The sequence below is a fragment of the Rhodococcus sp. GXMU-t2271 genome (assembly GCF_041414735.1).
GTDB classification, from domain to species: Bacteria; Actinomycetota; Actinomycetes; order Mycobacteriales; family Mycobacteriaceae; genus Rhodococcus; species Rhodococcus indonesiensis.
This window is the reverse complement of sequence record NZ_JAUIZP010000057.1, coordinates 16,424-38,681: the sequence shown is the minus strand read 5'-3', so window position 1 is coordinate 38,681 and position 22,258 is coordinate 16,424. Positions and strand designations below refer to the sequence as shown.

General features: G+C 69.8%; 20 protein-coding genes and 1 pseudogene. 15 read left to right on the top strand and 6 right to left on the bottom strand.

The window, feature by feature from the left end; all coding sequences use genetic code 11:
• Positions 1–44: 44 nt before the first annotated feature.
• From QYS60_RS20295 to otsB, 10 genes are all read left to right on the top strand, one after another.
• On the top strand, positions 45–1,103 hold the full coding sequence (locus QYS60_RS20295; RefSeq protein ID WP_371384105.1) for an acyl-CoA dehydrogenase family protein: 1,059 nt from the start codon (positions 45–47) through the stop codon (positions 1,101–1,103).
• Positions 1,088–2,239, top strand: coding sequence for an acyl-CoA dehydrogenase family protein (locus tag QYS60_RS20290; RefSeq protein ID WP_003935938.1), 1,152 nt, complete (start codon positions 1,088–1,090; stop codon positions 2,237–2,239). Before QYS60_RS20295 ends, QYS60_RS20290 begins: the two co-directional genes overlap by 16 nt.
• 14 nt (positions 2,240–2,253) lie before the next feature.
• Complete coding sequence (locus QYS60_RS20285; RefSeq protein ID WP_289377140.1) at positions 2,254–3,291, top strand: bifunctional MaoC family dehydratase N-terminal/OB-fold nucleic acid binding domain-containing protein; 1,038 nt, start codon at positions 2,254–2,256, stop codon at positions 3,289–3,291.
• Positions 3,288–3,689 carry a MaoC family dehydratase gene (locus QYS60_RS20280; RefSeq protein ID WP_003935936.1) on the top strand — a complete coding sequence of 134 codons (402 nt, stop codon included), beginning with the start codon at positions 3,288–3,290 and terminating at the stop codon, positions 3,687–3,689. The genes QYS60_RS20285 and QYS60_RS20280 overlap by 4 nt, the downstream gene beginning before the upstream one ends.
• Positions 3,686–4,858 (top strand): lipid-transfer protein, encoded by a 1,173-nt coding sequence (locus QYS60_RS20275; RefSeq protein WP_289377141.1) that lies wholly within the window; start codon positions 3,686–3,688, stop codon positions 4,856–4,858. Before QYS60_RS20280 ends, QYS60_RS20275 begins: the two co-directional genes overlap by 4 nt.
• Positions 4,859–4,939: 81 nt before the next feature.
• Positions 4,940–5,656 (top strand): TetR/AcrR family transcriptional regulator, encoded by a 717-nt coding sequence (locus QYS60_RS20270; protein ID WP_003935934.1) that lies wholly within the window; start codon positions 4,940–4,942, stop codon positions 5,654–5,656.
• Between the two features lie 58 nt (positions 5,657–5,714).
• Positions 5,715–6,533 carry an SDR family oxidoreductase gene (locus QYS60_RS20265; protein WP_003935933.1) on the top strand — a complete coding sequence of 273 codons (819 nt, stop codon included), beginning with the start codon at positions 5,715–5,717 and terminating at the stop codon, positions 6,531–6,533.
• A gap of 77 nt (positions 6,534–6,610) precedes the next feature.
• Entirely contained in the window at positions 6,611–7,594 is a 984-nt protein-coding gene (locus QYS60_RS20260) for an ATP-binding cassette domain-containing protein (protein ID WP_289377142.1), read from the top strand.
• A complete protein-coding gene (locus QYS60_RS20255; RefSeq protein WP_003935931.1) occupies positions 7,591–8,394 on the top strand; it encodes an ABC transporter permease in 804 nt (267 codons plus the stop codon). Before QYS60_RS20260 ends, QYS60_RS20255 begins: the two co-directional genes overlap by 4 nt.
• A gap of 145 nt (positions 8,395–8,539) precedes the next feature.
• Complete coding sequence (otsB, locus tag QYS60_RS20250) at positions 8,540–12,496, top strand: trehalose-phosphatase (RefSeq protein WP_371384104.1); 3,957 nt, start codon at positions 8,540–8,542, stop codon at positions 12,494–12,496.
• A 15-nt stretch (positions 12,497–12,511) separates the two neighbouring features.
• On the opposite strand, the gene QYS60_RS20245 is transcribed toward otsB, so the two are convergent.
• From QYS60_RS20245 to QYS60_RS20220, 6 genes are all read right to left on the bottom strand, one after another.
• A complete protein-coding gene (locus QYS60_RS20245) occupies positions 12,512–12,913 on the bottom strand; it encodes a TIGR02611 family protein (RefSeq protein ID WP_003935927.1) in 402 nt (133 codons plus the stop codon).
• Positions 12,914–13,118: 205 nt separating this feature from the next.
• Positions 13,119–13,466: a hypothetical protein gene (locus tag QYS60_RS20240; RefSeq protein WP_371384103.1), complete on the bottom strand. Its 348-nt coding sequence runs from the start codon at positions 13,464–13,466 to the stop codon at positions 13,119–13,121.
• A gap of 105 nt (positions 13,467–13,571) precedes the next feature.
• Positions 13,572–14,645: a patatin-like phospholipase family protein gene (locus tag QYS60_RS20235; RefSeq protein WP_371384102.1), complete on the bottom strand. Its 1,074-nt coding sequence runs from the start codon at positions 14,643–14,645 to the stop codon at positions 13,572–13,574.
• 100 nt (positions 14,646–14,745) lie between these two features.
• Positions 14,746–15,783 carry a DUF5914 domain-containing protein gene (locus QYS60_RS20230; protein ID WP_371384101.1) on the bottom strand — a complete coding sequence of 346 codons (1,038 nt, stop codon included), beginning with the start codon at positions 15,781–15,783 and terminating at the stop codon, positions 14,746–14,748.
• Complete coding sequence (locus QYS60_RS20225; protein WP_289377148.1) at positions 15,780–17,345, bottom strand: FAD-dependent oxidoreductase; 1,566 nt, start codon at positions 17,343–17,345, stop codon at positions 15,780–15,782. Before QYS60_RS20225 ends, QYS60_RS20230 begins: the two co-directional genes overlap by 4 nt.
• 101 nt (positions 17,346–17,446) lie before the next feature.
• Positions 17,447–17,683, bottom strand: coding sequence for a hypothetical protein (locus QYS60_RS20220; protein ID WP_289377150.1), 237 nt, complete (start codon positions 17,681–17,683; stop codon positions 17,447–17,449).
• 294 nt (positions 17,684–17,977) lie between these two features.
• On the opposite strand from QYS60_RS20220, the pseudogene QYS60_RS20215 reads away from it, so the two are divergent.
• From QYS60_RS20215 to QYS60_RS20195, 5 genes and pseudogenes are all read left to right on the top strand, one after another.
• Positions 17,978–19,263: pseudogene (locus QYS60_RS20215) on the top strand (DUF4038 domain-containing protein).
• Between the two features lie 234 nt (positions 19,264–19,497).
• Positions 19,498–20,400, top strand: a complete 903-nt coding sequence (locus tag QYS60_RS20210; protein WP_289377152.1) for a hypothetical protein — start codon at positions 19,498–19,500, stop codon at positions 20,398–20,400.
• A complete protein-coding gene (locus tag QYS60_RS20205) occupies positions 20,397–20,816 on the top strand; it encodes a phage holin family protein (RefSeq protein WP_003935915.1) in 420 nt (139 codons plus the stop codon). The genes QYS60_RS20210 and QYS60_RS20205 overlap by 4 nt, the downstream gene beginning before the upstream one ends.
• Positions 20,813–21,409 (top strand): DUF3618 domain-containing protein, encoded by a 597-nt coding sequence (locus tag QYS60_RS20200; protein ID WP_289377154.1) that lies wholly within the window; start codon positions 20,813–20,815, stop codon positions 21,407–21,409. The genes QYS60_RS20205 and QYS60_RS20200 overlap by 4 nt, the downstream gene beginning before the upstream one ends.
• Before the next feature lie 542 nt (positions 21,410–21,951).
• On the top strand, positions 21,952–22,233 hold the full coding sequence (locus QYS60_RS20195; protein ID WP_289377155.1) for a hypothetical protein: 282 nt from the start codon (positions 21,952–21,954) through the stop codon (positions 22,231–22,233).
• Positions 22,234–22,258 lie beyond the last annotated feature (25 nt).

The following is a 22,258-nucleotide window of genomic DNA, read 5'->3' as shown; positions in this document are numbered from 1 at the left end:
CCGAGGTGATACAACTAGAACACGTTCTAATCGAAGGTGGATTCGTGGACTTCGCTCGTGACGACACGCAGGAGGCCGTGGCCGAGGTCGCGGTGGGCCTGCTGGCCCGCGACCTGGGCCCGGACGAACTGTGGCGTGCCCTCGCCGATGCCGACCTGCTCTCCCTCGCCCTGCCCGCGCGGCTCGGCGGTGACGATCTCGGCGTCGCCGAGGTCACCGCTCTGCTCACCGAGATCGGGCGTGGCGCCGCACCCGTTCCTGCCCTGGCGACCCTGGGCTTCGGCGTGCTGCCCGTCCGGACTCTCGCCACCGAGGCGCAGCAGGACGAACTGCTCGCGGGCATCGGTGCCGGCGCCGTCCTCACCGCCGCGCTCGCCGAGGCCGGCCGCGCCTTCCCGGCGTCCCCCGCCGCCTCGGCGGTGCCCGACGGTGCCCGCCACACCGTCACCGGGCACTTCGTCGGCGTCCCGTACGCGGCGACGGCGCGACGGATCCTGGTGCCCACCGCCGCCGGCGTGATCGCCGTCGAACCCACGACGCCGGGCGTCACCCTCACCGAGAGCCCGTCGTCGGCCCGTTCCCCCGAGTTCTCGGTGCGGCTCGACTCCGCGCCGGGCCTGCGCCTCGGCGACGGCGCCGACCCGGCCGCCGACGTTGCCGTCCTGTACCGTCTGGCACTCGCCGCGGTGGGCGCCTATGCGGACGGACTGCTCTCGGGGGCAACGCGACTCACCGCACAGCACGTGAGTACCCGGCATCAGTTCGGCAGGCCGCTCGCGACGTTCCAGGCGGTGGCCCAGCAGATCGCCGACGTCTACGTCACCTCCCGCACCCTGCACGTCGCGGCACTCGCCGCGGCCTGGCGCGTCGCGCAGGACGCCCGCAGCACCGCCGCGGACGACGACCTCGACGTCGCCGCGTACTGGATCGCAACGGAGCTGCCGCCCGCGATGGGCGTGCTGCACCACTTGCACGGCGGTCTCGGTGTGGACGAGACGTACCCGCTGCACCGCTATTCCTCGACCGCAAAGGACTTGGCGCGCCTGCTCGGCGGCGCCTCGTACCGACTAGACCTCGTGGGGGCCCGGTGTTCATCGATCTGACCGACGAGCAGCGCGCGCTGCAGGCGGAACTGCGACGGTACTTCGCCGACCTGATCTCGCCCGAGGAAGCCGCGGTCATGCGCACCGAGCGTCACGGACCCACCTACCGGGAGGTCGTGCGCCGGATGGGCAAGGACGGCTGGCTCGGTGTCGGCTGGCCCGTCGAATTCGGCGGCCGCGGCTTCGGTGAGGTCGAGCAGCAGATCTTCGTCAACGAGGCCGTGCGCGCCGACGTGCCGCTGCCCAGCGTGACCCTGCAGACCGTCGGACCGACCCTGCAGGTCTACGGGACCGAGGAACAGAAGCGGAAGTTCCTGCCCGCCATCCTCGCCGGGGAGGTGCACTTCGCGATCGGCTACTCCGAGCCCGACGCCGGAACCGATCTCGCGGCGCTGCGCACCACGGCCGTGCGCGACGGCGACCACTACGTGGTGAACGGCCAGAAGATCTTCACCACCGGCGGCCACGACGCCGACTACATCTGGCTCGCGGTACGCACCGGCAGCGCCGACTCGCGGCATCGCGGTATCTCGATCCTCATCGTGGACACCAAGGATCCCGGCTTCGGCTGGACGCCCATCATCACCTGCGACGGTGCGCATCACGTCAACGCCACCTACTACAGCGACGTGCGCGTCCCGGCCGAGATGCTCGTCGGCGAGGAGAACAAGGGCTGGCGACTGATCACCACCCAGCTCAACCACGAACGCGTCATGCTCGGCCCCGCCGGCCGCGTGGGCGGACTCTACGATCGGTTGTCCGCCTGGGCCCGTTCCCGGGACCTGCTCGGCGAGCCCGACGTGCGGCGCGCGCTCGGCGAGATCCATGCGACGTTCCGGCTCAACGAACTGCTCAACTGGCAGGTCGCCGCGAGCCGATCCGAGGCAGTCGACATCGCGGACGCGTCGGCCACCAAAGTGTTCGCCACCGAACGTATCCAGCGCGCGGGCCGGCTCGCGGAGGAGATCGTCGGCCGATTCGGGGACCCGGGCGACCCGGCGACTGCAGACCTGCTGCGCTGGCTCGACATGCAGGTCAAGCGGAACCTGGTGATCACCTTCGGCGGCGGTGTCAACGAGGTGATGCGCGAGCTGATCGCGACGGCGGGCCTGGCCATGCCCAGGGTTCCGCGGTGAAGGAGGACGTGTCGATGAGCACCGGCGTGCCGGATCCCCACGACGAGATCCGCGCGGCCGCCGAACGCATCCGCGCGGACGGCCCCTCCAAACCCCGCGCGGGCCGGGACCCGGTGAACCTGCCGCTGATTCGCAACTGGCTCGAGGCGATCGGCGACGAGAACCCGATCTACACGGACGACGCCGCCGCGATCGCGGCCGGCCACGACGGCGCCGTCGCGCCACCGGCGATGGCACAGGTGTGGACCATGCGGGGCCTCGGCGCCAAGCGCGAGGAGGACGATCCGCTCCGCCGGATGACGGAGATGCTCGACGAGGCGGGCTACACGTCGGTCGTCGCCACGAACTGCGATCAGGTCTACCACCGCTATCTGCGCCACGGGGAGGAAGTGACGATCGAGTCCACCCTCGAGGATCTCGCCGGACCGAAGAAGACCGGCCTCGGCGAGGGCTGGTTCTTCACCACCCGCAGCGTATGGAAGGTCGGCGACGAGGTGGTCGCCGAAATGCTCTTTCGCATCCTGAAATTCGCGCCCCCCTCCCGCGCTACCGACCGAATGTCACATTCCGTCGGTTCGATCGAACCGATGTCACATTCGGCCCCCACGGTTCCGGAGGATCTCGACCCCGGTCGCATGCTGCGGCCGTCCGCGTCGCAGGACACCCGGTTCTTCTGGGACGGTGTCGCCGCGCATGAACTACGGATCCAGCGGCGCCCCGACGGCACGCTGCAACACCCACCCGTGCCGGCCCTGTGGCTCGACAAGGACGAGACGACGGATTACGTCGTCGCGTCCGGCCGGGGCACCGTATTCAGCTACGTGGTGCACCACGCGCCGAAGGTGCCGGGCCGGACGGTACCGTTCGTCGTCGCCCTCGTCGAACTCGCCGAGGGCGTCCGGATGCTCGGCGAACTGCGTGGCGTGGACCCCGGCGACGTGCGCGTCGGGATGCCCGTCGAGGCGGTCTTTCTCGATTTCCCGGGCGACGACGACACCGGCGGTGCCCCCTGGACCCTGTACGCCTGGCAGCCGAGCGAGGAGCGCGAATGAACGTGGCAACGGTCGGACAAACCCTGCCGCCGTTGACGATCCGGGCCGACCCGACATTCGTCGTCTCGACTGCGTTGGCCACCAGGGACTTCCAAGATGTGCACCACGACCGCGACAAGGCACAGCAGCGCGGATCGAAGGACATCTTCGTCAACATCCTCACCGACACCGGACTGGTGCAGCGGTACATCACCGACTGGGCGGGCCCGCGCGCGGTACTGAAATCGATCTCGTTGCGGCTGGGGGTGCCCTGGTACGCGTACGACTCGCTCACGCTGACCGGAACCGTCGCTGCCGTCGAGGACGACGGTCGCCTCACCGTCGACGTCGTCGGAAAGAACGGTCTGGGCGATCACGTCACCGCGAAGGCCGTCCTCGTGATCGGAGCCTCCGCATGAGCGAACTGTCCCGTCGTGCTGCCGTCGTCGGCATCGGTGCCACCGACTTCTCCAAGGACTCCGGCCGCAGCGAACTGCGCCTGGCCGCGGAGGCGGTGCGGGCGGCGCTGGCCGACGCCGGACTGCGCCCTGCCGACGTCGACGGCCTGACCTCCTTCACGATGGACACCAACACCGAGATCGCCGTCGCCCGTGCGGTGGGCATCCCGAGCCTGAAATTCTTCTCCCGCGTCCACTACGGCGGCGGCGCGGCCTGTGCCACCGTGCAGCAGGCGGCCATGGCCGTCGCCACGGGGGTCGCGGAGGTCGTGGTGGTGTACCGGGCGTTCAACGAACGCTCCGGTGCGCGGTACGGCCAGGTCGACACCGCGCTGTCCAGACAGGTCAATTCCTCCGGCACCGACTACGCCTTCTCCTATCCGCACGGTCTGAGTACTCCGGCGTCGTTCGTGGCGATGGCGGCCCGGCGCTACATGCACGTCACCGGCACCACCAGTGCGGACTTCGGGAAGGTCGCCGTCGCCGCGCGCAGGCACGCCGCGACGAACCCGCAGGCCTTCTTCCACAGCAAGCCGATCACCCTCGAGGATCACCAGAATTCGCGGTGGATCGCGGAACCGCTGCACCTGCTCGACTGCTGTCAGGAGTCCGACGGTGGTGTCGCACTCGTCGTCACCACCACCGAACGGGCCCGGGACCTGCCGCAGCCGCCGGCCGTGGTGGCGGCCGCCGCGCAGGGCAGCGGACCGGACCAGTACATCATGGCCAGCTACTACCGGGACGGGCTGACGGGGCTGCCCGAGATGGGTGTCGTCGGCCGCCAGTTGTGGGAACAGTCCGGCCTGAGCCCGCAGGACGTGCAGACGGCCGTGCTCTACGACCACTTCACCCCGTACGTGCTCATGCAGCTCGAGGAACTCGGCTTCTGCGCGCCCGGCGAGGCGAAGGACTTCGTCGCCGACGGCGCGATCGAGCTCGGCGGCCGGCTGCCGCTCAACACCCACGGCGGCCAGCTCGGTGAGGCGTACATCCACGGGATGAACGGCATCGCCGAGGGGGTGCGTCAGCTCCGCGGCACCTCCGTCAATCAGGTCCCCGACGTGGAGAACGTACTGGTCACCGCGGGCACCGGGGTGCCGACGTCGGGACTGGTGCTGACGCGGGGCTGAGGGCGGTGACTCCTGCCCGGACCCGGAAGGATCCAGCGGGACATCACGGCCGGGAATCGAGCGGGACGGTATAAGTAGGACATGAATTCCGCCTCACACTCAGGCCGCGGCGACGCGGGCCGCGACGCCGACTGGGACGGCCCGGCGCCGTCCATGGCGCCGGCGGACCTGCTGCACGACCCGCCGGTCACCCAGCGCGGGGCGCGCCGCCGTGCCGAGCTGATCGCAGCGGCGCGGGTCGTCTTCGAACGGTCCGGATTCCTCGACAGCAAGCTCACCGACATCACGCGTGAGGCCAAGTGCTCGACGGGGTCCTTCTACACCTACTTCAACAACAAGGAGGAGGTGTTCGCAGCCGTCCTCCAGGAGGCGCAGGAGGACATGCTGCACCCGGGGATGGGCCGGGTCGCCGGGACCGACGATCCCTACGCGGTGCTCGAGGCCAGCAACCGGGCGTACCTCGAGGCGTACCGGCGCAACGCCCGTCTGATGGTGCTGCTCGAGCAGGTTGCCAGCATCGATCCGCGGTTCCGGGAGTTGCGGCGCCGGCGCGGTGAGACCTTCATCCGCCGCAATGCGCGCAGCATCGCGGACCTGCAGAAGCGGGGCATCGCCGATCCGGAGATCGATCCGATGCTCGCCTCGCGTGCGCTGTCGGGCATGGTCAGCCGCCTGGCCTACTCGACGCTCGCACTGGGCGACGGCGACGGTGTGGATTTCGACGTGCTGGTGTCCACATTGACGCGACTGTGGGCGAACGCCCTGCGGATTCCGGAGCGAGCCGCCGCAACTACTTGAACTTGAAGTCTGATTCAACTAAACAGGGGGGACCATCCCGCGACGAGAGGAACGCCCCGTGCACGTCGAAGACAAGGTTGCCGTTGTCACCGGAGCCGGGAACGGAATCGGCGCGGCACTTGCTGCCCGGCTTGTAGCCGCGGGAGCACGGGTGCTCGTCGCCGACCTCGACGGCGACGCCGCGCGCCGGGTGGCCCGCGAACTCGATCCGGAGGATGCCGGTCTGGCCGTGGGCGTCGGTGCCGACGTCTCCGATCCCGACCGCATCCGCGAGATCGTCGATCGCGCCGAGACCGACCTCGGTCCCGTGGCGCTGTACTTCGCCAATGCCGGGATCGCGGGCGGAGCGGGACTCGAAGCCGACGAAGCCGCCTGGGATCGGGCGCTCGATGTGAATCTGCGCGCGCACGTGCGTGCCGCGCAGCTGATGGTGCCGCGGTGGCTTGAGCGTGGGGAGGGCTACTTCGTGAGCACCGCCTCCGCCGCGGGACTGCTCACCCAGATCGGGTCGGCGACCTACTCGGCCACCAAGCACGCCGCCGTCGGATTCGCCGAGTGGTTGTCGGTCACTTACGGCGGCAGGGGAATTGGTGTCAGTTGTGTGTGCCCCATGGGGGTGAACACCCAGTTGCTGCACGAGGGTGAGACCGCCGGCGACAGCCTGGGCGCGGCGGCCACACGGGCCGTCACCTCCGCGGGCGCGGTCCTCGAACCGGCCGACGTCGCGGAAGTGGTACTCGCGGGTGTCGAGGCCGAGCAGTTCCTGATCCTGCCGCACCCCGAGGTCCTCGACATGTACCGGATGAAGGGGGCCGACTACGACCGCTGGCTCGCCGGAATGCGGCGCTACCAGGAACGTTTGCTGGCCGGAATCTGACGGACCGGGAAAACCGCTCGAAACCTGTCGGAGGTCTGTAGCACACTGGGGCGCACATCCGACGACGGGGAGGACTCATGGCCGACGCCATAGTCGCCGAGGGGTTGATCAAGAGGTACGGACAGGTCACAGCCCTCGACGGAATCGATCTGCGAGTCCCGGAAGGGACGGTGACGGCGCTGCTCGGGCCCAACGGTGCCGGCAAGACGACCACGGTGCGGGTGCTCACCACCCTGCTCGTGCCGGACGAGGGCCGGGCCACCGTAGCGGGACTCGACGTCGTCGCCGATGCGCGCGCTCTGCGTTCGCGCATCGGCGCCTCGGGCCAGTATGCCGCGGTCGACGAATACCTGACCGGCTTCGAGAATCTCGAAATGGTCGGGCGCCTCTACCATCTGGGCATCAAACGCAGCCGTGAACGAGCCCGTGAACTGCTCGAGCAATTCGACCTGATCGAAGCCGGGGACCGTCCGGTCAAGGGTTACTCCGGCGGCATGCGCCGCCGCCTCGACCTCGCCGGTGCGCTCGTGGCACGACCACCGGTGCTGTTCCTGGACGAACCCACCACGGGTCTGGATCCGCGGGCCCGGCTCCAGCTGTGGGAGGTCATCGACCACCTCGTCGCCCAGGGAACGACGCTGCTGCTCACCACGCAGTACATGGAGGAGGCGGAGCGGCTCGCGGACCGGATCGCAGTCATCGACCGGGGCGTCGTGATCGCCCGCGGCACCGCCGACGAACTCAAGAGCCTCGTCGGTGGGGAACGCATCGAGCTGGGAATCGCCGACGCCGCGACGATCCCGGTGGTACGCCGCGAACTCGACGATCTCGCCGTCGGCGAGATCCAGGTCGACACGGGCTCCGGTCGCGTCACCGTGCCGGTCAGCGACACCGGCTCGACCGGCAGCGGCACCGAAGCGCTGGCCACGGCGCTCGGCCGGCTCTCCGTGGCCGGGGTCCGGGTCACCGATGTGGCACTGCGCAAACCGACGCTGGACGACGTGTTCCTCGCCCTGACCGGGCACGAGGCGGACGAGAAGATCGAGGAGGCGGTGGGATGAACGCGGCTCAGATGATGGTGTCGGACGGCGTCACCATCGCCAAGCGCAATGTCATCAAGATCAAGCGGGTGCCCGACCTGATCGTCTTCACGATGCTCTCGCCGATCATGTTCGTGTTGCTGTTCGCTTACGTGTTCGGCAGCGCGATCCAGGTTCCGGGGATGTCCTACCGCGAGTTCCTCATCGCCGGCATCTTCACCCAGACGGTGATCTTCGGCGCCACCTGGACCGGTCTCGGCATGGTCGAAGACCTGCAGAAGGGCATCATCGACCGGTTCCGCTCGCTGCCCATGGCACCGTCGGCGGTGCTGGTGGGCCGCACCTCCACCGACGTACTCATCAACGTGCTCAGCCTGGTGGTCATGTCGCTGACGGGCCTGCTCGTCGGGTGGCGGATCCACTCGTCGTTCGGGGAGGCCGTCGCCGGATACGCGTTGCTGTTGCTGTTCGCCTACGCGTTGTCCTGGGTGATGGCGGTGGTGGGGATGTGGATCCGCACCCCGGAGGTGTTCAACAACGCGAGTTTCATGGTGATCTTCCCGCTGTCGTTCGTCGCCAACACCTTCGTCGACATCTCCTCGCTGCCACCGGTGCTGCAGACGATCGCGGAATGGAACCCGGTGTCGGCGCTGACGCAGGCTGTGCGGGAGCTGTTCGGCAACACCAATCCGATGATGCCCGTCTCGGATGCGTGGCCGTTGCAGAACCCGATCCTCGCGTCGCTGCTGTGGACGGCCGCCATGCTGATCGTGTTCGTGCCCTTCGCGATCCGTCGCTACCAGAAGGCCGTCAGCCGCTGAGGGACCTTGGACCGGAGACTCAGGTCCCCGGTCGGCGCCGGATGTCCCAAGGAGCCGGAGCGAGGCCGGTCCGCGTGGGATAGTGGGCCTGCCGAGCCAGGACAGGGAAGCAGGCCGACATGGACGAAGCGACCGGGAGAGACCGATGAGCGGGCCGGTGATCGACCCGCGTCGCTACGATGCGGTGATCTTCGACCTCGACGGAGTGGTCACCGACACCGCAGCGGTACACGCCGCGGCCTGGGCGCAACTGTTCGACCGGTATCTCGCACAGCGTCCCGACCACGACGGTGAGAACCACCGCGAGTTCACCGACGAGGACTACCGCAAATTCGTCGACGGCAAGCCGCGTGTCGACGGCGTCGCGGACTTCCTGGCCTCGCGCGGGATCACGTTGCCGTGGGGGAATCCCGACGACGGCCCGGAGGTGGAGACCGTGTGCGGCCTCGGTGCCCGCAAGGACGAGATGTTCCGGGAGCGCATCCATCGCGACGGTGTCCCGGTGTTCGAGTCCAGTGTCGAGCTCGTGCGCCGGGTGCAGGAGGCCGGACTCGACACCGCGGTCGTCACCTCGAGCCGCAACTGCGCGCTCGTGCTCGAATCCGCCGGGCTCGCCGATCTGTTCGGCGTCCGGGTCGACGGCGTGGTCTCCGACGAACTGGGGCTGCCTGGCAAGCCCGACCCGGCAGCCATGCTCGAGGCCGCACACCGGCTCGGAGTCCGGCCGGCCCGGTCCGTCGTCGTCGAGGACGCGGAGGCGGGCGTAGCTGCGGGCCGACGCGGGGGATTCGGGCTCGTCGTCGGCGTGGACCGCGTCCACCATCGCGAGGAACTGCAGCGCCGGGGCGCCGACGTGGTGGTCGAGGACCTTGCCGAGCTGGTGGTGCGCACCGGTGACCGCCGGATGTCCCAGATTCCGGATGGTCTGGCGTCGTTCCAGCAGCTGACTGCACTCCTCGGCAAACGCCGGCCGGCCGTCTTCCTCGACTTCGACGGCACGCTCTCCGAGATCGTGAACGATCCCGCGGCTGCCGCGCTGGTCGACGGCGTGTCGGCGGTGCTGTCCGCCCTCGCGAGCGAATGCACCGTGGCCGTCGTCTCCGGACGGGACCTCGCCGATGTGCAGACTCGGGTCGGACTGCCGGGTGTGTGGTACGCGGGAAGTCATGGCTTCGAACTGACCGGACCCGACGGGCAGCACCGGCAGCACGATGCGGCGATGGCCGCCGTGCCCAGCCTCGAACGGGCCGCCGTCGCGCTGCAGGAACGGCTCGACGACGTGCCGGGTGTCGTGATCGAGCACAAGCGGTTCACCGTGGCCGTGCACTACCGCAACGTCCCCCCGGACCGGGCCGACGGGCTCGTCGCCGCGGTACGCGAGATCGCCGCCGAGGACCGACTTCGTGTCACGACCGGCCGCAAGGTCGTCGAACTCCGCCCCGATGTCGACTGGGACAAGGGCCGAGCCCTCGAATGGGTGCTCGAGCACGTGCGCGACGACGACAACCCGATCCCGGTCTACATCGGTGACGACATCTCCGACGAGGACGCGTTCGACGCGCTTGCCGGCACCGGACTCGGAATCGTGGTGCGCCACACCGAGGACGGTGACCGCCGGTCGGCAGCGCAGTTCTCGCTGGACGGTCCCGAACAGGTCCGCCGGCTGCTGCAGCAGTTCGCCGAACTCTGGGGCGAGAACCAGGAGGTCGGTCCGCGCCACGACGCCTGGACGTTGTACTTCGAGGGTTACGATCCGCCGGCCGAGAAGCTGCGCGAGGCCGTGTGCACCGTCGGCAACGGGTACTTCGCCACCCGTGGCTGCGCCCCCGAATCCCGGGCCGGTGCCGTGCACTATCCCGGCACGTACGCCGCCGGGATCTTCAACCGCCTGACGGACGAGGTGGCGGGTCGCACCATCGACAACGAGAGCATGGTGAACCTGCCGAACTGGCTGCCGGTCACCTTCCGCATCGACGGCGGACAGTGGTTCGACATCGACGCTGTCGACGTGCGGGAGTACTGCCAGTACCTCGATCTGCGCCGGGCCGTGCTCACCCGACGGTTGCGTTTCCGCGACGCTGCGGGCCGCACCACGACGGTCGTGCAGCGACGGTTCGTCGCGATGCACCAGCCGCACGTGTGCGGCCTCGAGACGACGATCGTCCCGGAGGACTGGACGGGACGGCTCGAGATCCGGTCGGAAATCGACGGCGCGGTCCGCAACACCCTCGTCGAACGCTACCGCCACCTGGACGGCAACCACCTGCGGCTGCTGCACACCGCCCGGCTGTCCGAGGACTCGGTGTGTATGACGGTGCTGACCAACCAGTCCCGGATTCCCGTCGCCGTGGCTGCCCGCAGCACCCTGTGGCGCGACGGCGAACGCGTGCCTGCCGAGTACACCCTTCTCGATTCGGGCGGACGGGTCGGACACGTCATCGCGCTCGACGTGGCGGCTCGCCAGCCCGTGACCCTGGAGAAGATGGCGACCCTGTTCACCGGGCGTGACCTTGCGATGTCCGAGCCGTCGGAGGAGGCGGCACGCAGGCTGGCCCGCACGGGGCGCTTCGAGGAAACACTCGAGGGACATGTGCTCGCCTGGGTGCACCTGTGGGACCGGGTGGACATCTTCCTGGGTGGCGACGGTGAAGGCCTGCGCATCGTGCGGTTGCACCTGCTGCAGATGTTGCAGACACTGTCGCCGAACACCGCCGAGCTCGACGTCGGTGTTCCGGCGCGGGGCCTGCACGGTGAGGCGTATCGCGGGCACATCTTCTGGGACGAGCTGTTCGTGCTGCCGGTGCTGAACCTGCGGTTGCCGGGACTGACCCGCTCCCTTCTGCGCTACCGGTACCGCCGGCTGGACGAGGCCCGCCGCGCGGCGCGGGAGGCGGGGCACGTCGGTGCGATGTACCCGTGGCAGTCGGGCAGCGACGGGCGTGAGGAGAGCCAGCAGGTACACCTCAACCCGAAGTCGGGCCGGTGGAATCCCGACGCCAGCTGGCGCCAGCATCACATCGGGGTCGCGGTCGCACACAACGTGTGGCAGTACTACCAGGTGACAGGGGACCTCGGGTTCCTCGCGGACTACGGTGCCGAGATGCTGGTGGAGATCGCCCGGTTCTTCGTCGACATCGCCACCTACGACCACGCTCGCGATCGATACGTCATCCGGGGCGTCATCGGCCCCGACGAGTTCCATTCCGGTTACCCGGACGCGCCGTTCGACGGGATCGACAACAACGCCTACACCAACGTCATGGCGGTGTGGGTGATCCTGCGGGCTCTCGATGCGCTGGAGATCATCCCGCTGCGGATGCGCACCGAACTGGTCGACACCCTCGGCCTGACCGCTCGCGAGACGGCGCGCTGGGAGGATGTCAGCCGCCGCATGTTCGTGCCCTTCCACGATCAGGTCATCAGCCAGTTCGAAGGCTACGGGGACCTCGCCGAACTCGACTGGGAGGGATACCGGCGCCGGCACGGCGACATCCAGCGTCTGGACCGGCTCCTCGAGGCCGAGGGTGACGACGTCAACCGCTACCGCGCCTCCAAGCAGGCCGACGTGCTCATGCTGTTCTACCTGCTGTCGGCGGACGAACTGCGGGAGTTGTTCGAGCGGCTCGGCTACGAGCTGACGGGTGAGACCATCCCGCGGACGATCGACTACTACATGGCACGGACGTCACACGGATCGACGCTGAGCGCGGTCGTCCACTCGTGGGTGCTGGCGCGGGCCCACCGCGGTCAGGCCATGGAATTCTTCGACCGCGTGCTGGCCTCCGACATCGCCGACATCCAGGGTGGCACCACGTCGGAGGGGATCCATCTCGCGGCCATGGCCGGCAGCGTCGACCTGCTGCAGCGTTGCTTCTCCGGTCTCGAGGTGCGCGGTGACCGCCTGGTCTTCGGCCCGCAGTGGCCGGAGGAACTCGGAGTGCTCGCATTCCCGATCTTCTATCGGGGGCACCACCTGCAGGTGCGGATCTCCGGACGTCAGGTCGAGGTCAGTGCGGAGGCGGGCATCCAGCGGCCGATCGAGATCGAGTGCCGGGGCCGGGTCGAACGCCTGCATCCGGGCGACACGGTCCGGATGCTGTGACGGTCCGGCAACCGGTCAGAGCGGGCTCTCGAGCCACGAGTAGTCGACCCCCACCCAGCCGCCGGCCAGGCTGAGGGTGCCGAGCAGCCACAGGGTCATGATTACGATCGCGCCGGTCGTGAGCGCCCCCGCGCCCCGCACGACCAGCGACTGCTGCCCGAACCAGTGCATGAACCGGTCGTAGCGGCCCCGCGCGAAGTGCAGCAGACGGTGTGCCCAGGCGAACTCCGAGGCCAGGATCCCGAGGCCGGCGAAGACGATGAGCCAGCCCGGGCCGGGGTAGGGGATGGCCACGATGCCGGCCAGGAACACCAGTGTTCCGAAAGTCCCGACGGTGATGCGGTATGTCAGGTTCAGCGAGGGACGCCTTTCGATGCGCCGACGCCAGCGGAGCCACCGCTGCTTCAGTCGGCGCAACGATGATGCCGGGGTCCGGGTCTCGGCCCGGCCGGGCGCAACCGCGTGCCCACTCCGTCCTTCACTCACGATCTACCGAGCCTGCTTCTCGTCATACCAGGGTTGCCGTGCACGGCAGGGTCGACCTTCAGTCTACCGGTGACCGGCGGTCACGGCGGGGCCCGGGAACGCGGACCTGCACGTCGCGGGCCGTTGCGCCGGCCGGTCAGGCTGCCGCGACGTCCGTCGGAACGCGCCCGCCGGCGGTGAGCCGGTCCAGGTAGGCGGTGAAGACGGCGCCGAGGGCCACCGCGGTGTCGATCGTGTCGAGTCCGTGTATCGCCCCGATGAAGCACTCGTAGACGAGGGCGGCCGCCTGCGACGGGAACAACCCGCCCTCGTCGGCGGTGAGCACCCGCACCGCGTCGTCCACGCTGCTCGCCACCGTGCCGGCCACCGACCCGTGCAGCGGCACGTCGGCCGCCGCAGCGACCAGGGCGTCCGCGAGCGCGGAGGAGGGGAACGCCACCGCGGTCGGCGCGATCACCCGACGGAACATCGTTACGTTCGCCATGTCGAACCTCCCGTGGAATCTCCCGAGCCGTTCGGTCGAGTGGTACCCGTACGGGCACGCTGTACACAGTGCCGGAGGGGTCCGACAAGTTCGGTTGCCGACGAGTCATGCCGCCAGGGCACGCCGGGCGGCGGCACGTCCGGCCCGCATGAACTCCGCCCAGTCCCGGGTGCCGAGGAACTGCCGGTAGAAGCCGACGCCCCGCACCTTCGCGTACGGAACCGGCTCGACCATCGTGACGTCGGAGGCCGCGCGCAGCCGCGCCAGGTTCTCCCGTGCCAGCTCGACCTGCTGGGACGTACGGACCTGAGAGGCGATGTAGAGGATGCTCGCGCGATGTTCGGCCCACCCGGTGGCGTCCTCGCCTTCGAAGCCGGGCGGATAGAAGCCGTTCACGCCGAGGGTCACCTCGCACGGCTGTTCGAGGTCGAGCAGCGGGTGGACGGGGAAGATGTCGACGATCCCGCCGTCGCACCAGTGGAACCCTCCGAGCTCCACGGGGGCGACGAACAGAGGCAACGCGACCGCCATGTGCACGGCCCGCGCCACCGGCAGGTCGGGATACGTTCGCGGCCCGAGGTACTCGAGGCGGTTCTGCTCGATGTTCCAGATCGGCGCGTAGGCGGGCACGGGCATCGCGGCGAGCGTCATGTCGCCGAGCAGACGCCGGTACGTGGCCTCGAGCGCATCGCCGCGCAGGATGCCGGCGAAGCCGCGGCCCACGGTCGGTGCGACGGTGAGGAGCCGTCGCCAGTCGACGTCGACATAGTCCGCGGGGTCGAGCGCGAGGGTGAATGCCGCGACCTCGTCGGCGGGGACCCCCGCTGCGATCGGGAAGCCGAACAGCGCGGAACCGGAGCACACCGAGACGACCGACGGCCGGATCCCGCCTTCCTCCAGGGCGCGGGCCACTCCGACCAGCGATGCGAGCGCCCCGCTGCCCCCGGTCGCGGCCAGCGCGATCCGATCGCCCTCCCGGATCCGGACCCGGAAGGGCTCGAACGGGGGAAACGGATGCAGTTCCCGGTCCAGCGTGCCCGACGGGCGCTGCAGGGCTGCCCGCGCGACGTCGACGAGGAATCCGGTGTCGGTGCGCACGCCTTCGACCACGTCCCGGCCGCGGGCGAGAACATCGAAGTACTGGCGCACCCGGAAGATGTCGAGAGCGGTGTCGAGCATGCCTCGACTGTGCGCGCGAGCCGCGGCGCGGACCAGGGTCCTCGGACCCGAATCCGAGCCGACGTGGGCGCGGTGCGGCGGATCACCGACGCGGCGGCAGCTACCGGCCGGGGACGTGGCCCGGCGAGGTCGCGGCACGGAGCTGATAGCGGCGCTCGGCGTAGTCCAGGTCGTCGCGCCACAGCCGGGTGGCCGTGCGCTGCATGAGGGGGCGGAGGGCGGCGGCGACGCGCCGGGTGGCGATGCCGAACCCGGGGCGCGGGGAATCTGCGACGACGGCCTCGACGATCGCGGTGCGGGGACGTCCGTCCGGGCCGGTGCCCCGCGGGGTCGCGTGGGTCTCGACCACGCTGCCGACGCCTTCGCCCGAGACGATGCGCATGACGACGGTGCGCGGTTCGGGGCTGGTGAACTCGGCACGGACCGGAACCCCGATCCGGCCGGCGACCCGGAAGGTGACGTCGACGAGGAATCGGTCCTCTCCGTCAGGGCTGCCGTGGGTGGAGGGTGCCTCGACCACCTCGAGTCGGGCGAACGAGTACGGATGGAACCAGGCGCCGTGCCACGGGTCGAGGCGGTTGGCGACGATGTCGTCGGGCTCGCACACCCCGACGAGGGTGGCGACGGCTGCGATGCGGGACTCGGCGGTCGGACGTTCGGGGACGACGGGAAGTTCGGTCGGTGTCTCGCCGCCGACGTGGTCGAGCCGGACCCATACGAGCACCCCGTCGTCGTGACTGGGGAAGGGTTTCCAGCCGTACGCGCCCGCAGCGTCGATGCGCAGACCGTGCCAACGGCAGATCAGCGCACCGCAGTCCACTGCCGCCAGCGACATCGGCGCGCCGAGGTGAGGGCACGCGCCGGGTCCGACGATCACCTGATCGCCGTCGCGCCAGGCGACGAGCTCGACATCGGCGACGGTGATGCCGAAGGGACGTTCCGTACCGATGTCCCGACTGGCGGCCACGACGTACCAGTTGCCGGAGGGCCGGCGCTGCGAGCGGTCGAGGATGGCGTTGATCAGTTCGGGCCGGGCGCCCCGGTAGGTGGGCGCCTGCGCGGCCCAGCGGTCCGGATCCATGGGCTGGACGGGCCACGTGGCGGGCCAGCGACGGTACAGCGGATCGAGCACGCTCATGCGGGACGCCTTTCCAGGGCGGCGAGCCGGCGCAGGACCGTCGAGCGGCCCCGGGTGGGAACCGTGTACAGGTCGTGGCCGGCGATGTTCCATTGGGCGAGAAGGGAATTGGCGGCCTCCCACCCCGTGGTGGCCGCACGTTCCATGAGGGCGACCGGCAGGTCGATCCGGATGCCGTCGCCGGCGAGCATCAGCCGCTCGTGTGGGGTGCGGACGGTCGGCCGCTGCGCGAAATCGCCCACCCCGAACAGGGGGCAGTCCTGGCGCCACAGCGTGCGTTCCTCGACGACGCGGGCGGCGGCCGTCTCCGGATAGATCGCGTGCAGGCGCGCGAGCACCTGCGCCTGCACATCCTCGGGCGAACGCGATTGGCCGACTCCGTCGCCCGTGGCGGCGTATGCGTGCAGCTCCACGACCGAACCGCCCGTGCGTGCGGCCCAGGCGCGGGCCTCCTCCTCGTAGCGCTCGAGCACGCTGATGTTGTCGAGCGGGCGCAGGCCGCCGGTGCCGAGGAATGCCGGGCGGTCCGTGGCGACGGGACGGTCCAGCCAGAGCCGCTGCACCAGGAACGGGGGAGCGGACCGCAAGTGCTGCACCTGCGAGCGCCATCCGGAATCGCCGAGGTCGGGCGAGGCGTCGACGAGGGAGCGCAATCCGGCCACGTCGAGGGCGAGGACGATGCCGTCGGCGTCGGTGCTGCCGCCGGTGTCGTCGTGGATGCGGAAGGTGCGGGTGCCGCCGGGTTCGATGCCGGTCACCGCGGTGGCGGTCCGGATGCGCGCGCCGTGGCCCTCGAGATACCGGCCCAGCGGTCCCCACAGGGCGGTGTCGAAATTGCCGGTGGCGACGTCGAACAGCAGGCCCTCCGCGGAGCCGAGGAAGTAGATGTGGAACATCGTGGCCAGCTCGGCGGCAGACATTCCGGCCGGGGGAGCGAAGAAGCTGCGCGAGAACACCTCGAACGCCAGGTGATTGGCTGCCTCCGGAAAGCGGATGCGCTGCAGGAACGTCTGGGCGTCGACGCCGTCGAGCCGGTCGTAGATCTCCGGCACGGACACGGTCGCGAGCGGAGCCGCGGCCCGCACGTCGATGCGCACCAGATCCTGCAGCCGGAACGTGGGGCTGCGCAGTGCGAACACCAGAGCGTTCCACGGTGGGGTGTTGGGAATTCCGCGAAAGGTGTCGCGCCGGCCCGCGCCGTCGACGAGCGGATAGTCGTCGACCGCCGTCAGCCGCTGCAGATCGGGGTCGGTCCGTCGCAACAACCGGCGCAGGTTGTAGTACTGCCGGAAGAAGGCGTGGAACCCGCGATTCATGGCGAGCCCGGTGCCGTCGTCGAGACGCTCACGCCACCCGCCGACCCGCCCGCCCAGGTACGCCTCGCGTTCGAGTACCTCGACTTCCACGCCGCGCTCGGCGAGCGCGGTGGCGGCTGTCAGTCCTGCGATGCCGGCGCCGACGACCACCACGCGGGGCCGTTGCGGCAGATGCCCGGTGTCGGGCGCACCCCTGACGGCGGGGTGGTGGGCGATCCGTGGGTCGCTGCCGACGGCACCGTTCATGTAATTGCCTCCTGCGGCGCCGGTGTGGGACCGGCCGTCGTGGTCGAACAGTGGCGAGCCCGAGCCTACCGCGACGATGTCCGTTGCGGCGGTCGACGAGGTCAGCCGCGGAGGCGTGCCGCGTGCGACGCGGCAGCTTCGAGGTGCTTGTCCGCCGTACTCAGATCCAGGTGGGCGTCGCTGAGGCTGTCGATGACCTCCCGCAGGTTGGCTTCGCCGGTGTCGTCGTCCGGCGCCGGCTCCACCAGGTCGAACGCGTCGGCGAGGGAACGCACCCGCCGGTCCAGGTCCTGCAGATCCGTGCGCAGTTCGGCGACCTGCCGGAGGAGATCGTTCATCGTGCCCCTCTCCGTGCGGCCGGTGATCGTCCGGGCGCGAACATGCCGCCGCACGCTCACGGTAAGCCGGACCCGGCGGCGTTCGCGGCGGAACGGGCACTCGGTTCACGGCGCGGGGACCGGGCCGGACCGGTCGGCATCCTGGGCACGGAAGGCTCAGGCGGGCCGGGGCACGAGGGCATAGACTCGGCTGAGCGCATCCGGAGTCGAACCATACGACACCGGGGCCGCTGGATCGGCTGAAATCTCGGCAGGCGCGCACTTCTCCGGGGAGCGCAGCCGGGTGGGAGAAGCGTGAACAGACACTCTGCTCTGGCCCTTCCGGTCCTGCTCTGTGTCGCCGGTTGCACGGACGGCGGCGGACCGCAGATGCCCTCGTCGCCGCCCGCGACCGTCCCGGCGGCCGCCGCGTGCGACGTCGCCGAGAGCGCCGGACACCGCTACGTCTCCTCCGTCGGTCGCAACGGCCGCTACTTCGAGGATCAGCACGGTGACCCGATTTCGATCCGCGGGGACTCGCCGTGGTCCGGCATGGCGGACTGGTCGCCCGAGCAGGCCGAGCTGTACTTCGCGAATCGAGCGGCGCACGGATTCGACGCCGCCATCATCTCCGCGATCGCCGTCCCCGACAACGGCGGGCCGAACGAGAACGGAGCCACCTTCGACGGCATCGAGCCGTTCGTCGACGGCGACATCACCGCATGGAACGAGCCGTACTGGGAACGCGTCGACGAGTACGCCCGAATCGCTTGCCGGTACGGAAACACGTTGTTCCTGTACCCGATCGACGGGTGGAACCTCTCCAGCGTGTTCGCTTCGGCAACCCCCGAACAGGCGGAGGTCTACGGCCGGATGATCGCACAGCGATACAACTCGGGCCCCAGAAGTCGCTCTCCACGGACAACCCGTTCTGGGAACCACTGGTGGACTGGAACTTCGTCTACACCTACCTGCCGACCTACGAGGCGGTGCTGGACGGGTACGAGCGACCGGCAGGCATCCGGGATCCACGTCCTGCCGTGTTCGCCGAGGGCAACTACGAGGGCGAGAACAACCAGCCCGAGACCGCCCCGACGACCGACGAGACGCTTCGCCGCCAAGCCCTCTGGGCGTTGACATCCGGCTCCCCGGGGGAATTCCGTGGCTCCGACGACTGGGAGTTCCGGGACGGGTGGGAAGCGCGCCTCGATACCCCCGCCGTCACGCAACTCCGAGCCATCCGGGACCTGTGGGCGTCGTGGGCGTGGTGGCAGTTGGTGCCGGACGTCGACGAGCCGTTCGTCCTCGACGGGCGCGGGACCCGCTCGACGGACGACGAGATGGTGGACGTCCTGGACAACGACTACGTCACCGCTGCACGTACGCCGGACGGCTCCCTCGCCGTCGTCTATGTGCCGACGGAGCGGACGATTCGGCTCGCGCTCTCCCTGATCCCGCAGGGAGCGCGCTACGCCTGGATCGATCCCGCCGATGCCGCGGCGCCCTCGTTGCCGGCGCAGGTGGACCGGGACGGAAACGTGTCCACGCCGGGATCGAACTCCGGTGGCGCCGTAGATTGGCTGTTGGTGATCACCGGCTGATGCGGGCGCCGGGGTGGGTGCTTCCGGTGGGCTGCCGGGACTGCCCGAACCGTCGGTAATGCCGGATATGCGGCACGTTTGCCTCTTCCGGACCCGGGTAAGCGGGGGGCGTACGGCTGGTGGAGATCGACGACCATCGGCGACCGCCGGTGACACGGCGGGACGGCCCGGCACATGCAGGACCGTGCAGAAGTGCCGGCCGTAATTCCGGATTCCCTCGGAAGGACAACACTGATGACGTACAGCGGATACCCGGACCCGGGTGGACGGAGCACCGACCCGCTCACCGAGCAACCCTTCACCTCCCCGGACGGGCCGATACCGGAGCCCCGGCACCGTCTCGACGAGTATCGGACGTCACGCGGCGAACCGGACGATGCCTCGTCGGCGCAGGTCGCACAGGAACAGGCCGGCCGGGTCGCCGGTCGAGCCGCGGACGCAGGCCGGGATGTGGCCGGAACGGCCGGCGATCAGGCCGCCCGTGTGAAGAACGAAGCGACTGCGCAGGCCCAGGACGTGCTGCGGCGCACCCGGGACGAGCTGACCGACCAGGCCGCTCGACAGCAGAAGAAGGTCGCCGAGGGGTTGCGCACGCTCGGAGCACAGTTCGGCTCGATGGCGCGTGACTCGGAGCAACCCGGCATGGCCGGCGACCTCGTCCGTCAGGCGGCCGATCGAGCGGACACCGTCGCCTCCTGGCTCGAGCAGCGAGAGCCGGGTGGAGTCCTGCACGAGGTCAGCGGTTTCGCTCGGCGCCGGCCGGGGGCCTTCATCGCCCTCGCTGCGGGAGCGGGATTCGTCCTGGGCCGGCTCGGTCGCGGACTGAAGGACGCGGACTCCGGATCTGATTCCGCGACAAGGGATTCCTCCGCTTCGTACTCGCCGGCGCCCCATTCTGCGGTGCCACAGCCTCCAGGGGTCGCGCACCCCGGCTTCACCGCCGCCGATCCCGGCGCCGGCGGGCCCGCCGGATACGCGTACCCGGCACAGGGACCCGGCACGTCGGTGCCCGGAACGTATCCTGCGGGACCCGCGACGGGCGCGCCGATGCCCGGCGGCTACTCGGCGCCGGGGACAGGCACCCCGCCGCCCGGCGGATACGCACCGCCGTATCCCGGTGGTGAGGTGCGGCCGTGACTCTTCCTCCCACAGACCACAATCGAGCTGGCGACCAGCGCTCCCTGGGCGAGTTGCTCGCCGATGTCAGCGGTGACCTGTCCACTCTGATGCGGCAGGAGCTGGCACTGGCGAAGGCCGAGGCGACCCAGACCGCGACCCGTGCCCGCAAGGGCGCCGGCATGCTTGCCGGCGCCGCGGTGGCGGCGCACTTCGTGCTGCTGTTCCTGTCCATCGCCGCATGGTGGGCGCTGGGCAACGCGATCGGCCGCGGCTGGTCGGCGCTCGTCGTGACCGTCGTATGGGCGGTGGTCGCGACGCTGCTGGCCGTGCTGGGACGCTCGGAGATGGCTCGCGCCAAGGGACTTCCCCGCACCACCGAAACCCTTTCCCAGGTGCCCGGAGCACTTGCCCCTCATCCTCAGGAGAAGCGATGACGAACACCGATGATCCGGATCGGATCCGCGCCGAAATAGACCGTACGCGACGCAGCCTCAGCGCCGACGTCGACACTCTCGCCGATCGGGCGCGGCCCTCGACGATCGCCCGGCGCAAGGTCGGCGGGATCGGCGGCTCGCTGTCCCGGATGCGGGACAGGGTCATGGGCACGGCGCAGGACGCGACGTCGCAGTTGTCGGACACCGGCCGTTCGGCCGTGTCGTCGGCGACCGACGCGGCACGCGGCGTGCCCGCCACCGCGCAGCAGCAGGCGCAGGGCAATCCCTTGGCGGTCGGGCTGATCGCGTTCGGCGCCGGCCTCGTGGCCGCCGCGCTGGTGCCCGCCAGCCGGTCCGAGCAGCAGGCCGCCGTCGCGCTGAAGGAGACAGCGGAGCCGGCATTGCAGGAGGCCACCGGCGCTGCCAAGGAAACCGCTCAGCGGCTCACGCAGCCCGCACAGGAGGCGGCACGCGCCGTCGCCGACACGGCTCGGGACGCCGCGACGACCGTCGCCGAGGAAGGTACCGACGCTGCCCGCGCGGTGCAAGGCGACGCACGCGACGCCGCACACACCGTCCGCGACCAGCGCTGAGCCGGCCTGGAAACGTCCCGCCCTCGCCGAGGGCGGGACGTTCTCGGTTCGGACCGACGTGTCGTCGCGAGGAAGAACGCGATCCGGCTGTGCCGAGTCCTCGACGCCCCCACCGAGTGCGGTCCCCGTGACGTCAGATCATGACGGCGGCGATGGCGACAGCCACCAGAACGGATACCGCGATCGCGAGTCCGAGCAGCGCCGAACCGGTGACGGCCACCGTCATGGCTGCCGCTACCGCGCAGGCGACGCCCGCCGTGCCGGACGTGTGCCGCAGACGCGAGCAGGACTCGCCGGCATCGTCGTTATTGGTCGGTAACCTGTGCCGACCTTCGAATGTATGGATCACTGATGTACCCCCTGCCGTACCACAATGTGATCGCTCTCACATTATGCACTGATTTGTATCGCATCACAAAACGATGTCGCCAGTCGAACGCGTATCGCGTTCGTTGCGCGTCTCCCGGGTTCGTGCACCCGGGGTGTGGATTCCGTCCGAGCGGGGTATCGGATACGGAGTCGGCAGGAAAGGAGACGGGCGTATGGAGACGGAACGGCAGGGCAACGACGAACCGCTGGTCGCGCATCCCATGATGGCTTTCGTGCTGGACGGCATGCTGATACTGGCGGTGGCAGTGGTGGGGATGTGGATGTTCGGTTCGCTGCTGTGGGCAGTACTCGGTGGGATCTTCTGTGCGGCCACACACCTGTTGTGCAGGGCGACCGGGCACTGCGGCGCGGCCCCGACCGTTACGCAGGCGGAATCGCGGACATCGATCCCGGTGGCGGCAAGTGCCCCGGCCGAGGTCGCCCAGGCGGCTTGACGCTCTCGGCGCCGCACCCCGGCGA